The organism is Sphingomicrobium aestuariivivum (genome assembly GCF_024721585.1).
Classification (GTDB): Bacteria; Pseudomonadota; Alphaproteobacteria; order Sphingomonadales; family Sphingomonadaceae; genus Sphingomicrobium; species Sphingomicrobium aestuariivivum.
Window position 1 is genome coordinate 1622501 of record NZ_CP102629.1, and the last position, 13809, is coordinate 1636309.

A 13809-nucleotide genomic window follows, 5' to 3' on the forward strand; every position below is an offset into this window, starting at 1 on the left:
TCGGATGAGCTGTGTCTAGGGGTGAAAGGCCAATCAAGCCGGGAAATAGCTGGTTCTCCGCGAAAACTATTGAGGTAGTGCCTCGGATGTATGCCGTTGGGGGTAGAGCACTGGATGGGCTAGGGCTGCGCGAGCGGTACCAAACCTAACCAAACTCCGAATACCAACGAGACTTATCCGGGAGACAGACGGCGGGTGCTAAGGTCCGTCGTCAAAAGGGAAACAGCCCTAACCTACAGCTAAGGTCCCCAAGTCATCACTAAGTGGGAAAGCATGTGGGAATCCCAAAACAACCAGGAGGTTGGCTTAGAAGCAGCCATCCTTTAAAGAAAGCGTAACAGCTCACTGGTCTAAATAAGGGTTCCTGCGGCGAAGATGTATCGGGGCTAAAGTGATGCACCGAAGCTTAGGGTTCGTGATTTATCACGAGCGGTAGCGGAGCGTTCTGTAAGTCTGTGAAGCCGAAGGGTAACCGACGGTGGAGATATCAGAAGTGCGAATGCTGACATGAGTAGCGATAAAGAGGGTGAGATGCCCTCTCGCCGAAAGCCCAAGGGTTCCTGCGCAAGGCTAATCCGCGCAGGGTGAGTCGGCCCCTAAGACGAGCCCGAAGGGGGTAGTCGATGGGAAACAGGTTAATATTCCTGTACCTGGAGATGTGTGACGCATGGCGGATGTAGTTCGACCTTATCGGATTGGTCGGGCTGCCAAGTTGTGCCGGGAAATAGCCTCTCCATTATAGACCGTACCCGAAACCGACACAGGTGGGCAGGTAGAGTATACCAAGGCGCTTGAGAGAAGGGTGTTGAAGGAACTCGGCAAATTGCCTCCGTACCTTCGGAAGAAGGAGGCCCCGTTAGAAGGCAACTTTTAGCGGGGGGCACAGGCCAGGGGGTAGCGACTGTTTATCAAAAACACAGGGCTCTGCTAAGTCGGCTTCAAGACGACGTATAGGGTCTGACGCCTGCCCGGTGCTTGAAGGTTAAAAGGAGGAGTGCAAGCTCCGAATTGAAGCCCAAGTAAACGGCGGCCGTAACTATAACGGTCCTAAGGTAGCGAAATTCCTTGTCGGGTAAGTTCCGACCTGCACGAATGGCGTAACGACTTCCCCACTGTCTCCAACACCTGCTCAGCGAAATTGAATTCTCCGTGAAGATGCGGAGTACCCGCGGTTAGACGGAAAGACCCCGTGCACCTTTACTGCAGCTTCAGAGTGGCTGTGGGAAACATTTGTGTAGGATAGGTGGGAGGCTTTGAACTTTCGGCGCCAGTCGGAAGGGAGCCATTGGTGAAATACCACCCTGATGTTTTCTACAGTCTAACCTCGAACCGTTATCCGGTTCAGGGACCCTCTGTGGCGGGTAGTTTGACTGGGGCGGTCGCCTCCTAAAGAGTAACGGAGGCGCGCGATGGTAGGCTCAGGACGGTTGGAAACCGTCTGCAAGAGTGCAATGGCATAAGCCTGCCTGACTGCGAGACTGACAGGTCGAGCAGAGACGAAAGTCGGTCATAGTGATCCGGTGGTCCCTCGTGGAAGGGCCATCGCTCAACGGATAAAAGGTACGCCGGGGATAACAGGCTGATAACCCCCAAGAGCTCATATCGACGGGGTTGTTTGGCACCTCGATGTCGGCTCATCACATCCTGGGGCTGGAGCAGGTCCCAAGGGTTTGGCTGTTCGCCAATTAAAGTGGTACGTGAGCTGGGTTCAGAACGTCGCGAGACAGTTTGGTCCCTATCTGCCGTGGGCGTCGATACTTGAAAGGAGTTGCCCCTAGTACGAGAGGACCGGGGTGAACATACCTCTGGTGGACCTGTCATCGTGCCAACGGTGCAGCAGGGTAGCTATGTATGGACGGGATAACCGCTGAAAGCATCTAAGCGGGAAGCCTCCCTTGAGATAAGGTATCATCGAGTCGTGGAAGACCACCACGTTGATAGGCCGGGTGTGGAAGTGCGGTAACGCATGGAGCTAACCGGTCCTAATTACTCTTTTCGCGCTTGAGAGTCCCACCATCATCGACAGCCCTTTGGCTCGACATGATGCGGTATCGCTCAGCAAGATAACGCCCCAAGATTTCTAGATACTTCATACGACGATCCCATAGCTTGGTGACCATAGCGTCCGTGCCCCACCCGATCCCATCCCGAACTCGGCCGTGAAACCGGACAGCGCCGATGGTACTTCAGCTTAAGCTGCGGAAGAGTAGGTCGTCGCCAGGCTTTGCGATCGCCGTATGAAGTGACCCATTCTCAATGTTACAAAAACCGCTGCTGGATCCCTGGCGGCGGTTTTCGTGTTTATAGATCGAGCCAATGCCAGCACGCATGAAGCGTGCCGTCATCACGGCTCAGCTGGTGACGCGGGGTGGAGCAGTCCGGTAGCTCGTCAGGCTCATAACCTGAAGGTCGTAGGTTCAAATCCTACCCCCGCAACCATCACACTCACAAACACACACCCGCACCCCGCCCCAAAAAGGCGGGGTTTTTTATTGACCAAAATCCCAACAGGACGGGGCCGACAGGCTCAGGGAACCCGCTCCCCCCTTCAGGGCGTTCAGCCTGCGGATCCAGACGATAGGGGACATTCCATGAAGACCATTACGCTCGCGCTCGGCGCCATCGCCCTTGCCGCAGCAGGCACGCACCTCAACGCCCAGCCCGCGGGCGCGCCCGCAAGCAGCGAGGAAGTCGCGGCAGTCACAGCGGGCAGCTATGCCACTGACCCCGCCCATACGCTGGTCCGCTGGTCCGTCAGCCATTTCGGCTTCAACCCCTATTGGGGAAGTTTCGGTGATGTGACCGGGACGCTCGACATCGACCCCGACGATATCGAGTCGGCAAAGCTCGACGTCACGATCCCGATCGACAGCCTGGCGGTGGTCAGCGAGGACCTGCGCGCCCATATGCTGCGGCCGGGGAGCGAGGGCGCCGCGCCCGACTTCTTCGGGCCCGACGCCGGCAATGCCCGTTTCGTATCGACCAGCGTCAGTCGCACCGGCCCGATGACGGCGACCATCCACGGCAAACTCAGCATGATGGGCGAGACCCGTCCCGTTGCGATCGCCGCACAATTCACCGGCGCAGGCGCCAACCCCATGACCAAGGCCGAGACGATCGGCTTCACCGGCCGCGCCCGCATCCTGCGGAGCGAATATGGCATCGCTTTCGCGCTGCCGGTCATCTCGGATGAGGTCGACCTCGAGATCAGCGTCGCCTTCGAGCGCCAGTAGCGCACACGACGTCAGGGCCGACTATGGGGCTTGGCGCGCGGCCGCGAGCCAGCGACGCGTGCCGGCGAGAAAGAAGCGAAGCAGGTCGGGCGTATGGTCGATCGCGCCGATCAGCTGCCTGCGATCGAGCCGGCAAAGCAGCACCTCGCCGATGGCATGAGCGGCAAGGATGGCGCGCGAGGCGAACAGGTCGCCGACGATGTCTCCCTTGCCAAGCTCGCACAGCGTGCCGGCATCGGGGCGCACCAGCGCGACCTTGCCCGACAGGATGAGCCCGAGCCGGTCGTTGGCGTCGCCGCTATTGAAGATGATCGCGCCCGGTGCGAGGCGCTCGGGCCCGGCGACGACCAGTTCCTGCCGCAGGCCATCCGAAAGCAGGCAGCAAGGCGGCACCGTTTGGCCCTTGCAGCAGCGGCAGGCGGCCGGCGTGCTCATCGGGGTTTCACCCGCTCCTCGCGAAGGCAGGCCGCGTGACACGCGCCGGCCTGTCCACCGTGCTGGTGTCGCCCGGGTTCCCGCTCGCCATCATCCATGTCCATGGCCTCGTGCGGACATTCGCAACGCGCCATCCCGAAAGGCGACAGCGCCATTGCAAGGGCGAGCAGCCCCGGCATCGCCAGGCGGGCGCGGTCAGACAGCACTGCTGAACTGCCGTTGGCTCTGCTCACGCCACGGATCGAGCCGTGCGGCCATCGCGCGCGCATAGGGCCAGCCCTCTTCGAGGATCTGGAGGCGCCCGTCGTCTAGGCGGGCAAGCCCGCGCTCGAGGAACGGTTGCAGCCGCTCGGCAATGCGGGCGCGATCGGGCAGGAGGTCGAGCCGTGTCGAGCCGTTGCACAGCAAGCGCTCGATGACGCGCCCGCGCAGGACGTCAAGCGGCTCGAGCGCGATCCCGCGATTGCCCGATAGCAGGCCGTTCGACGCGCGCAGCGCATAGCGGCCGCTATTCTTCTCGGTCTGGACGAGGAGTCCGGGGAGGCGGCTGATCGAACTTGCGCCGAGACCGATCAGCGTCTCGCACGGATCGTCGGTATAGCCTTGGAAATTGCGACGGACGCGGCCGAGATCGGCTGCTTTCGCGAGCGGATCGTGAGGTCGCGCGAAATGGTCGAAGCCTATCGCCCGATAGCCGGCCTCCACGAGCTGCATTCGTGCAATGTCGGCCTGTGCGAAGCGTTCGGGCGCCCCCGGCAGTGCGCGCGCGTCGATCACTTTCTGGCGCGGCACGATATGCGGCACATGGGCATAACCGAAGACGGCGAGGCGGTCGGGCGAGAGCGCCACTGCCCGCTCGAGGTTGTCGGCGAGCAGCGCCGCATCCTGCCCCGGCAGTCCGTACATCAGGTCGAAGTTGAGGCTGGTGACGCCCGCCTCGCGCAGGGTCATGGTGGCCGCGGCGATCATCTCTTCGGGCTGGACGCGCCCGATCGCGGCCTGGATCGCGGGATCGAAGCTCTGCACGCCGAGGCTGGCGCGCTCGAACCCGATCCGCGCCATTGCCTCGGCGAAATCAGGCGTCAGCGAGCGCGGGTCGATCTCGATCGACCAGCTCGCATGATCGCCGCCGAAGGCATCGGTGAGCCTCGCCGCGAGCGCATCGAGCTGCGCGGCCGTCAGGGCGTTGGGACTGCCGCCGCCAAGCGCCACGCGAACGACGCGCCCGCGACCCTCGAGCTTTGCTGCCACCATGTCGATCTCGGCATGGAGCGCGGCCATGTAGCGCTCGAGTCGTGCCGCCTTGCCCGCCGCCCCCGTGTTGCAGCCGCAGTAGAAGCAGATCTTCTCGCAGAAGGGGATGTGGACGTAGAGCGACACGGGTGCGTGCTCGCGCACCCTCCCGAGCGCGCGCGCCTGGTCGTCGGGGCCGATGCCGTCATGGAATTCGGCAGCGGTCGGATAGCTGGTGTAGCGGGGGACGGGGGTGGCGAGGAGGTCGGCGTGATAGGGCATGACCGCCCTATGCGCCGCGCATGTCGTCCCCGCCTTGATCCGCGTCAAATGGCACATCCTCCTCTTCATCGATGAGGATGCGGTGGGCCGCGCCGTCGAGATCGTCATATTGTCCCGAGCGCAGCGTCCAGAAAAAGGCCGCGAGCCCGGCAAGCCCCGCGAGGAGCGCGATGGGGACCAGCCAGCCGAGCGCGGTCACTGCGCCGCCCTTGCGAGCCGGAGCGAATTGGCGACCACGATCAGGCTCGAGCCCGACATGGCGATGGCGGCGATGAGCGGCGTGACCTTGCCCGCCAGCGCGAGCGGGACGGCGAAGGCGTTGTAGATGATGGCGAGCGCGAAATTCTGGCGGATGACCGCCATGGTTCGGCGCGCACCGCGGACGGCGCGGGGGACAGCCTCGAGGCTTTCGCCAAGGAACAGGAAGTCGGCGGCGCTCTGGCCCACGTCGCTGGCCGAGGCGGGGGCGATCGACACGTCCGCGCTCTTGAGCGCAGGGCCGTCGTTGAGCCCGTCGCCGACCATCAGCACCGCATGACCCCCGGCGCGCAATTCGGCGATGCGGTCGCTTTTCTGGCCGGGGCGGACTGCACCGCGCCCCGGAACGCCAAGGTCATGGGCCACGCTGGCGACGCTAGCCGGTCGGTCCCCGGACAGGATTTCGCTGCGGATGCCCAGCCCCGCCAGCTGCGCCAGGCTGGTCTTCGCATCGGGTCGCAGCTGGTCCTCGAAGCGGAGCAGCGTGGCGCATCCACTGACTTTCTCGCCGAAGGCCGCGAGGGCCTGTGTCTCGGTCTCCGCGACCCCGATCCCGACCCAGTCGGGCCGTCCGAAGCGGAAGATGCGCTCGCCGATCCGCGCTTCGACCCCCTTGCCGACATGCTCCTCCACCCGGTCGAGACGCGCGGGTTCGACCTTCTCCAACAGGCAGCGGGTGGCGCGGCTCAGCGGGTGGCGACTGGCGGCGACCATCGCGGCGAGGGTGCGGCGGTTCTCGTCCCCCAGTGGCAAGGCGAGCGGGCGCAGGTTTCCGCTGGTCAGCGTGCCGGTCTTGTCGAACAGCGCATGGTCGACGCCAGCAAGCCGCTCGAACGCGCTGCCCTCCCGCACGAGGATGCCCGAGCGCATGAAGGCGCCCGCCGCGACCACCTGCGCGACCGGGACCGCGAGGCCGAGCGCACAGGGGCAGGTGATGATGAGCACCGCGACCGCGATGAGCAGCGCGTCATGCGCGCCCATGCCCGCCAGCATCCAGCCGACGAAGGCGAGGAGCGCGAGGCTGTGGACGAGCGGCGTGTAGAGGCGGGCGGCGCGGTCGGCGATGCGGACATAGGCCGAGCGGCTTTCGCTCGCCCGTTCCATCAGGCGCGCGATCTCGGCGATGGCGGTCGCGTCGCCTGCCGCGGTCACCCGCATCTCGATCGGCGCGGCCAGGTTGATGGTGCCCGCGAGCAGCGCGGCGCCCTCGTCGACCGCGACGGGCAGGCTCTCGCCGGTCACCAGCGAGCGGTCGACCTCGCTATGGCCGCGCTCGAGCGTGCCGTCGGCGGGAATGCGCTCGCCCGCGGCGACGAGCAGGCGGTCGCCGGGCGCCAGTGCATCGACCCGCACGGCGCGGACCAAGCCGTCTTCGCCGACGAGGCTTGCCTCGCGCGGCAGGCGGCGCATCAGCGTGGCAACCGCGCCCTCGGCTCGCGCGCGCATCATGCTGTCGAGGACGCGCCCGACGAGGAGGAAGAAGAGCAGCATGACCGCGCTGTCGAAATAGGCATGGGGCGCGTGGGTGGCGGTCTCGTAGAGGCTCATCCCCGTCGCCAGCAAAACGCCGATCGAGATGGGCACGTCCATGTTGGTCCGGCCCCGTTTCAGCGCGGCGAGCGCGGAAGAAAAGAAGGGGCGTCCCGCATAGGCGACCGCAGGCACCGCGATGAGCGCCGAGAGCCAGTGGAACATCGAGCGCGTGATGCCCTCGGCGCCGGCCCAGACCGACACCGAGAGGAGCATGATGTTCATCATCGCAAAGCCCGCGACGGCAAGCGCCTTGACCAGCGCGCGCGTCTCGGCCGAGCGCGGGCTCTCGACATCCTCGCCAGCATAGGGGTGCGCATCGAAGCCGGCCCTTGCGAAGGCCTCGGCGATCACCTCTTCGGCGAGCCCGTCGTCATGCTCGACGCGGACGCGCCGCGCCGACAGGTTGACCCGCGCTGCGCCGATCCCCGCGGTCGCCGGAAGCGCGCGCTCGATCCGCGCGATGCACGCAGCGCATCGCATGCCCTCGACCGACCATAGCGAGCTGGCGGCGGGGGGCGAAGACCGGGGTGCGTCCATCAGGCGCCCAGCGGCAGGAGGAAGCGCGCGCTGCCGGCGGGACCGTCGGCGGTAACGCGGACGCTCCACCGGCCCTCGCCGACCGCTTCCTCGCTGAGGAAGAGATTGTCGCCGAGAGGGACGAAGGCCAGCGCGACATCCTCGCTCTTGCGGAGGCGATGCTCGGCACGGCCCTCGAGCCGGTCGGCATCGGGGCCCGTGATGCGCACCTCGACGCGGCCGTCGCTGCGCCAATGCGCCTGCGCGCCCCAGCCGAGCGCGTCTTGGCGTTGCTGCGCCTCGCGCCACTCGTCATGGGCCTGCCCCGCGACATAGCTGTTGTCGACGACCGTGCCGCCGAAATTGCCGATCGCGAAGCGCGCCATCGTGAAATTGACGGCCATGACGACCCCGAAGAAGGCGACGAGGACCAGCGCCATCTTGCGTCCGGTGAAAGGTGTTTTCATCGCTATCGTCCCTCGCGGTTGAAGTTGGTTTCGGCGCTGGCGGTGCCGCCCTCGTCGTCGAGCGCGGTGGCCTCGAAGAGGATGTCCTGCCGCGCGGGGCCTTCTCCTGGCGCGGCGAGGTAGACAGTGGTGCGCTGGACCGCATCGGCCGGCACCTCGACGGTGATGCGGGTTGCCGCCTCGTCGCGGATCTGGCGGTCGGTCCACAGTTCGACATCCTCGAGCCCCGACACGCCGACCGAGAAGCTGCGCGGACGCTGCTGCATGTTGCGCAGCTTGACGACATAGCCGTTACGGATGTCGCCGTCGGACAGGGTCAGGCTGAGCGGGTTGCGGATCTGGCCTGCGTCCAGCTCGATGCGGGTGCGGTTCGACACGGCGAAAAGCATGGCCAGCCCGATCGCCGCCCAGATGCCGAAATAGAGGAAGGTGCGCGGGCGAAGCAGGCGCTTCAATGGCGGCTCGGGTGCCTGTCCGCTGGTTGCCAGCTTCTCGTCCTCGATGGTGGTGTAGCCGATCAGCTTGTCGGGCCGCCCGACGCGGCGCATGACCTCGTCGCAGGCATCGATGCACAAGGCGCAGGTGATGCAGCCGATCTGCGGGCCTTCGCGAATGTCGATCCCGGTAGGGCAGACCGCGATGCAGGCCTTGCAGTCGATGCAATCGCCCTGCGGCAGCAGCTTGGCGGGGTCGTCGGCCTCGAGCGCGGCCGCCTTCGCGCGCTTGACCCCCCGGCTACGCGGTTCGCCGCGCCAGTGCTTGTACGTGACGAGCAGGCTCTTGTCGTCCATCAGCGCGGTCTGGATGCGCGGCCAGGGGCACATGTAGATGCATACCTGTTCGCGCATGAAGCCGCCGAAGATGAAGGTCGTCATCGTCAGGATGAAGATCGAGAAATAGGCGGTGTAGGGCGCCGTGCCCTCGACCAGCTGCATCGCCAGCGTCGGCGCATCGGCGAAATAGAACACCCAGGCCCCGCCCGTCAGCACGCCGACGAGCAGCCACAGGCTCCACTTGGTCAGCCGCTTGGCGATCTTGCGCGGGCCCCAGGGCGCCTCATCTAGCCTATATTGTTCGCGCCGCCCGCCATCGACGAAGCGCTCGATATGCATGTAGAGGTCGGTCCACACCGTCTGCGGACAGGCATAGCCGCACCAGGCGCGTCCAACCGCCGAGGTGACGAGAAACAGCCCCAGCGCGGCCATGATAAGGAGCCCCGCGACATAATAGAATTCATGCGGCCAGATCTCGATCTGGAACATGTAGAAACGCCGGTTGGCGATATCGACCAGTACCGCCTGGTCGGGCGCATAGGGACCACGGTCCCAGCGGATCCACGGGGTCACGTAGTAGATCGCCAGCGTGACGATCATGATCGCCCATTTCAGCCGCCGGAACGACCCGTCGATGCGGCGCGGGAAGACCTTCTTGCGCGCCTCGAAGAAGCGGTTGGTCTCGCGGTCGGTGAGGTTAGCCGGCTGGTTGTTCATTCTGCGTCACCGGGTCGGGGGCATCGCTGCCGGTGGATTGGACTTCTGCATCGGAGACTTCAGGCACGAAGGCCTCACCCCCGCCCAGCGAGTGGACATAAGCGGCGAGCATCTTGACCGTGACCGGATCGAGGCGGCTGCCCCAGCTCGGCATGATGCCGTAGCGGCTGTTGGTCACGGTTTCGGTCAGGCTCGCGCGGTCGCCGCCGTAGAGCCAGATGGCGTCGGTCAGGTCGGGCGCGCCCATCGAGCGATCCCCCTTGCCGGTCGCACCGTGGCAGGCGGCGCAATTGTCGGCGTAGAGCCCGGCGCCGCGAAGGCTGCTTTCGCTCGAGCCTTCCGCGCCGGAGATGAAGCGGACGTGGCTGACGACATCGGCGATCTGGGTGCGGTCGAGGATGCCCATCTTCCCGAAGGCGGGCATCTCGCTGTAGCGCGTGTCGTCATTGCCGGGTTCGCGGATGCCGACCTCGAGCGTCTCGTGGATCGACTGGAGGTCGCCGCCCCACAGCCAGTCGTCGTCGTTGAGGTTGGGATAGCCCTTCGAGCCCGCCGCGCCGGAGCCGTGACACTGGACGCAATTGACCTTGAAGGCCGAACGCCCGCCCTCGACGGCGAACTGGAGCAGGCGGCTGTCCTCGGGCAGGCGCTCCAAGGGGATCTGCGCCAGCGCGGCGGTCATCGGGGCCTTGCGGGCGGTCTCGGCGGCCATCTCCTCGGCCAGCTCGCCGCGGCTGGACCAGTCGGCCGTGCCCTCGGTGAAGCCGGTGATGCCGGGCCAGGCGGGATAGACCACGGTATAGCCGATCGCCCAGATGATGGTCGCATAGAGCGTCCACAGCCACCAGCGCGGCATCGGCGTGTCGAGCTCCTCGATGCCGTCCCATTCGTGGCCGACGGTCTCGGTGCCGGTCGGCTCGTCGATGCGCTTTTTCTCGTCAGCCATGGGTGCGGCCTTCCTGTTCGTCGTCATGGTCGAAGATGCTGTGCTTGGCGCGTTTCGCGGCGGCCTTGCCGCCCGGACGCCAGCCCCAGCCGATCAGGCCGAGGAAAAGGAGCGTCATGAAGAGGAGCCCCCAGCTGTCGGCGAAGGTGCGGAGGAACTGGTACATCAGCGCTCCACCTCCTGCGCCTCGACCTCGCTGAAGTCGATATGGGTGCCGAGCTGCTGGAGATAGGCGACCAGCGCGTCCATCTCGGTGATCACGCTCGGCTGGAGGTCATAGTCGCGCGCCTCGGCATCGGGGTAGCGTGTCGTCAGCCCCGCGACATCGCCGCGACCGGTGGCCTGCGCGCGAAGGTCGGCCACGGCGTTGGCGAGATGTTCCTCGCCATAGGGAACGCCGACCGCCGCATTGGCCTCGAGATGGCCCTCGATCGACTTGGGATCGAGCACCTTGTCCCTGAGGAAGCCATATTGCGGCATGATCGATTCCGGCACGACCGACTGCGGGTCGGCGAGATGCTGGACGTGCCATTCATCCGAATAGCGACCGCCGACGCGGGCAAGGTCGGGTCCCGTCCGCTTGGAGCCCCACAGGAAAGGGTGGTCATATTTGCTCTCGGCGGCGAGGCTGTAGTGGCCGTAGCGCTCGACCTCGTCGCGAAACGGACGGATCATCTGGCTGTGGCAGGTATTGCAGCCCTCTCGGATGTAGATGTTGCGCCCCGCCAGCTCGAGCGGGGCGAGCGGGCGGATGCCCTCGACGTCCTCGATGGTACTGTCGAGGTAGAAGAGGGGGGCGATCTCGACGATCCCGCCGATGAGGACGGTGACGAGCGCGCCGGCGGCGAGAAGCGTCACGTTCTTCTCGATCTTCTTATGCTGTTCGACGATTTTTCCCATGGGTCTTTCCTCAGGCGCGCTGGCGGGCAGGGACGGGGGCGGGGGCGACCGGACGGTCGGCGGCCACGTCATGCGGGGTTTCGGTCATCGGCGCTTCGTCGCGCACGCGGCCCTTGACCGTCATCCAGATGTTGTAGGTCATCAGGACGGCGCCGGCGAAGTAGATGAGCCCGCCGCCCATGCGCATGACGTAATAGGGGTTCATGGCGGCAACGACGTCGGCGAAGGCGTAGACGAGGTAGCCGTCGGCCCCATATTCGCGCCACATCAGCCCCTGGGTGATGCCTGCCACCCACATGGAGGCGGCGTAGATGGCGATGCCGAGGATCGCGAGCCAGAAGTGCCAGTTGATCATGCGGAGCGAGTACATGCGGGTCCGGCCCCACAGGCGCGGCACGAGATAGTAGAGGCAGGCGAAGGTGATCAGCCCGTTCCAGCCGAGCGCGCCCGAGTGGACGTGGCCGATGGTCCATTCGGTGTAGTGCGACAGCGAGTTGACCGCCTTGATCGACAGCATCGGGCCCTCGAAGGTCGACATGCCGTAGAAGGCGAGGGCGGCGACCATCATGCGGATGATCGGGTCGGTGCGGATCTTGTCCCATGCCCCGTTGAGGGTCATCAGGCCGTTGATCATGCCGCCCCAGCTGGGCATCCACAGCATCACCGAGAAGACCATGCCGAGCGTCTGCGCCCAGTCCGGCAGCGCGGTGTAATGGAGATGGTGCGGGCCGGCCCAGATGTAGAGGAAGATCAGGCTCCAGAAGTGCACGATCGACAGCCGGTAGCTGTAGACCGGGCGCTCGGCCTGCTTGGGCACGAAGTAGTACATCATCGCGAGGAAGCCGGCGGTCAGGAAGAAGCCGACCGCATTATGCGCATACCACCATTGGGTCAGCGCATCCTGCACGCCCGAGAAGGCCGAATAGCTCTTGGCGCCGAGCAGGCTCACGGGCACCGCGAGATTGTTGACGATGTGCAGCATCGCGATCGTCAGGATGAAGGCGAGATAGAACCAGTTGGCGACATAGATGTGCGGCTCGGAGCGCTTCACGATGGTCCAGACGAAGACCACCGCATAAGCCACCCAGACCACCGTCAGCCACAGGTCGACATACCATTCGGGCTCGGCATATTCCTTCGAGCTGGTTGCGCCGAGGAGGTAGCCGGTCGCCGCCATCACGATGAACAGCTGGTAGCCCCAGAAGACGAAGCGGGCGAGGCCGGGGAAGGCCAGCCGCGCGCGGCACGTACGCTGGACGACGTAGAAGCTGGTCGCGAGCAGCGCATTGCCGCCAAAGGCGAAGATCACCGCGCTGGTGTGCAGCGGGCGCAGCCGCCCGAAGTTGAGATAGGGCTCGATGTTGAGCACGGGGAAGGCGAGCTGGGCAGCGATGAACACGCCCGCGAGCAGCCCCGCGATGCCCCAGAAGCTTGTCGCGACCACGCCCCAGCGGACGATCTGGTCGTCGTAGCGGCTCTCTAGGTCGCGCGCCGTCGGCTGGAGGATACCGAGCTGGTTGGCCGCCGCGAAGGTGGCGATGAATGCGGCCGCGGCGAGCAGCAGCATGTGGAACGAGAAAATCGAATCCTTCGCCGCCGCCGCGGCAATGACGAGAAGGACGCCGGCCCAGAGCCAGGCGAAGCTGCGTTGAAAAGCGGTATCCATAAAAAAGCCTCCCGGAATGGGTCGGCCTTAGGGCAGCTGCACGTCAGGCGAATTGACCGCGGTCAAAGACGGGCCCGCCCCGCTCGGCGAGGGACAGGGGCGCATCGCAATCACCCTGGGCCGCGCCGGGCGGCCACTGCGATGCCGGAAGATTATCGCATGAAAGCCGCATTCCTCGCCGCGACCGCCACTGCCGCGGCCGCGCTCCTCGCCCAGCCTGCCGCCGCGCAGGAGCAGGGTCGTGTCCAGATCAAGCTGCTCGGGACCGCCGTGCTGCCCGATGGCGAGATCAGCGAGGTCGACACCGACCTCGTCGGCCTGCCCGCCACCCTCCAGACCGAGGCCAGCGACAATTATGTCCCGACCCTCGCTATCGAATATTTCGTCAGCGACAATTTCTCGGTCGAGACCATCTGCTGCATGACCCAGCATGACGTCGATGGCACCACCGGCCTGCCGGGCGCCGAGCTCGTCGCCGACGGCAAGCTCATCCCCGCGACCATCATGCTGAAGGCGCATCTCGATGGCGGCTGGATCAAGCCCTATGTCGGCGCCGGCCCCGCCTATTTCTGGTGGGTCGATGTCGATACCGGCGCGGCCGCCGCCGCGCTCGGTGTGACCGAGACCAGCCTGTCGGACGAATTCGGCGTCGCGCTGCAGGCGGGTGTGGACTTCCCCATCGAAGCCAACGGCTGGTCGCTCAGCGTGGACGCGAAGAAATATTTCATCGGCACCACCGCGCGCTGGTTCGTCGACGGCACCAAGGTGATCGAGACCGAGCACAAGCTCGACCCGTGGGTGCTGAGCGCGGGCGTCGGCTACCGCTTCTGACCCCCGAGCAGGAGCGGAG

Annotated in this window: 12 protein-coding genes, 1 tRNA gene and 2 rRNA genes (1 of these 15 running past the window's edge); 5 read left to right on the plus strand and 10 right to left on the minus strand. The window is 65.4% G+C overall.

What is annotated here, in order from left to right:
* From NUW81_RS08415 to NUW81_RS08430, 4 genes are all read left to right on the plus strand, one after another.
* Window positions 1-2006: ribosomal RNA gene (locus NUW81_RS08415) — 23S ribosomal RNA — on the plus strand; it begins 785 nt to the left of the window's first position.
* A gap of 102 nt (window positions 2007-2108) precedes the next feature.
* A 5S ribosomal RNA gene (gene rrf, locus NUW81_RS08420) occupies window positions 2109-2223 on the plus strand.
* 139 nt (window positions 2224-2362) lie between these two features.
* Window positions 2363-2439, plus strand: a tRNA-Met gene (locus tag NUW81_RS08425).
* Between the two features lie 152 nt (window positions 2440-2591).
* Window positions 2592-3233: a YceI family protein gene (locus NUW81_RS08430; RefSeq protein ID WP_245112350.1), complete on the plus strand. Its 642-nt coding sequence runs from the start codon at window positions 2592-2594 to the stop codon at window positions 3231-3233.
* 21 nt (window positions 3234-3254) lie between these two features.
* Here the strand turns inward: NUW81_RS08430 and NUW81_RS08435 are convergent, their stop codons facing one another.
* The 10 genes from NUW81_RS08435 to ccoN form a co-directional block, all read right to left on the minus strand.
* On the minus strand, window positions 3255-3668 hold the full coding sequence (locus NUW81_RS08435; protein ID WP_245112351.1) for a cyclic nucleotide-binding domain-containing protein: 414 nt from the start codon (window positions 3666-3668) through the stop codon (window positions 3255-3257).
* A gap of 195 nt (window positions 3669-3863) precedes the next feature.
* Window positions 3864-5183: an oxygen-independent coproporphyrinogen III oxidase gene (gene hemN, locus NUW81_RS08440; protein WP_245112352.1), complete on the minus strand. Its 1320-nt coding sequence runs from the start codon at window positions 5181-5183 to the stop codon at window positions 3864-3866.
* 7 nt (window positions 5184-5190) lie between these two features.
* Complete coding sequence (gene ccoS / locus NUW81_RS08445) at window positions 5191-5382, minus strand: cbb3-type cytochrome oxidase assembly protein CcoS (RefSeq protein ID WP_245112353.1); 192 nt, start codon at window positions 5380-5382, stop codon at window positions 5191-5193.
* A complete protein-coding gene (locus NUW81_RS08450) occupies window positions 5379-7511 on the minus strand; it encodes a heavy metal translocating P-type ATPase (protein ID WP_425335868.1) in 2133 nt (710 codons plus the stop codon). The genes ccoS and NUW81_RS08450 overlap by 4 nt, the downstream gene beginning before the upstream one ends.
* Window positions 7511-7957: a FixH family protein gene (locus NUW81_RS08455; protein WP_245112356.1), complete on the minus strand. Its 447-nt coding sequence runs from the start codon at window positions 7955-7957 to the stop codon at window positions 7511-7513. Before NUW81_RS08455 ends, NUW81_RS08450 begins: the two co-directional genes overlap by 1 nt.
* 2 nt (window positions 7958-7959) lie before the next feature.
* Entirely contained in the window at window positions 7960-9447 is a 1488-nt protein-coding gene (ccoG, locus tag NUW81_RS08460; protein ID WP_245112358.1) for a cytochrome c oxidase accessory protein CcoG, read from the minus strand.
* Window positions 9428-10393 carry a cytochrome-c oxidase, cbb3-type subunit III gene (gene ccoP / locus NUW81_RS08465; protein WP_245112360.1) on the minus strand — a complete coding sequence of 322 codons (966 nt, stop codon included), beginning with the start codon at window positions 10391-10393 and terminating at the stop codon, window positions 9428-9430. The genes ccoG and ccoP overlap by 20 nt, the downstream gene beginning before the upstream one ends.
* A complete protein-coding gene (locus NUW81_RS08470) occupies window positions 10386-10559 on the minus strand; it encodes a cbb3-type cytochrome oxidase subunit 3 (protein WP_245112365.1) in 174 nt (57 codons plus the stop codon). Before NUW81_RS08470 ends, ccoP begins: the two co-directional genes overlap by 8 nt.
* Complete coding sequence (gene ccoO, locus NUW81_RS08475; RefSeq protein ID WP_245112368.1) at window positions 10559-11293, minus strand: cytochrome-c oxidase, cbb3-type subunit II; 735 nt, start codon at window positions 11291-11293, stop codon at window positions 10559-10561. Before ccoO ends, NUW81_RS08470 begins: the two co-directional genes overlap by 1 nt.
* A 10-nt stretch (window positions 11294-11303) precedes the next feature.
* Window positions 11304-12959 carry a cytochrome-c oxidase, cbb3-type subunit I gene (gene ccoN, locus NUW81_RS08480; protein ID WP_245112370.1) on the minus strand — a complete coding sequence of 552 codons (1656 nt, stop codon included), beginning with the start codon at window positions 12957-12959 and terminating at the stop codon, window positions 11304-11306.
* A gap of 159 nt (window positions 12960-13118) precedes the next feature.
* Here ccoN and NUW81_RS08485 point away from each other — a divergent pair, with 159 nt between their 5' ends.
* Entirely contained in the window at window positions 13119-13790 is a 672-nt protein-coding gene (locus tag NUW81_RS08485; protein ID WP_245112372.1) for an OmpW/AlkL family protein, read from the plus strand.
* The last annotated feature ends 19 nt before the right edge of the window (window positions 13791-13809 follow it).

Coding starts and splice junctions, on each gene's coding strand:
- NUW81_RS08430 (WP_245112350.1), top strand. CDS start 2,592: ATGAAGACCATTACGCTCGCGCTCGGCGCCATCGCCCTTGCCGCAGCA.
- NUW81_RS08435 (WP_245112351.1), bottom strand. CDS start 3,668: ATGAGCACGCCGGCCGCCTGCCGCTGCTGCAAGGGCCAAACGGTGCCG.
- hemN (WP_245112352.1), bottom strand. CDS start 5,183: ATGCCCTATCACGCCGACCTCCTCGCCACCCCCGTCCCCCGCTACACC.
- NUW81_RS08450 (WP_425335868.1), bottom strand. CDS start 7,511: ATGGACGCACCCCGGTCTTCGCCCCCCGCCGCCAGCTCGCTATGGTCG.
- NUW81_RS08455 (WP_245112356.1), bottom strand. CDS start 7,957: ATGAAAACACCTTTCACCGGACGCAAGATGGCGCTGGTCCTCGTCGCC.
- ccoG (WP_245112358.1), bottom strand. CDS start 9,447: ATGAACAACCAGCCGGCTAACCTCACCGACCGCGAGACCAACCGCTTC.
- ccoP (WP_245112360.1), bottom strand. CDS start 10,393: ATGGCTGACGAGAAAAAGCGCATCGACGAGCCGACCGGCACCGAGACC.
- NUW81_RS08470 (WP_245112365.1), bottom strand. CDS start 10,559: ATGTACCAGTTCCTCCGCACCTTCGCCGACAGCTGGGGGCTCCTCTTC.
- ccoO (WP_245112368.1), bottom strand. CDS start 11,293: ATGGGAAAAATCGTCGAACAGCATAAGAAGATCGAGAAGAACGTGACG.
- ccoN (WP_245112370.1), bottom strand. CDS start 12,959: ATGGATACCGCTTTTCAACGCAGCTTCGCCTGGCTCTGGGCCGGCGTC.
- NUW81_RS08485 (WP_245112372.1), top strand. CDS start 13,119: ATGAAAGCCGCATTCCTCGCCGCGACCGCCACTGCCGCGGCCGCGCTC.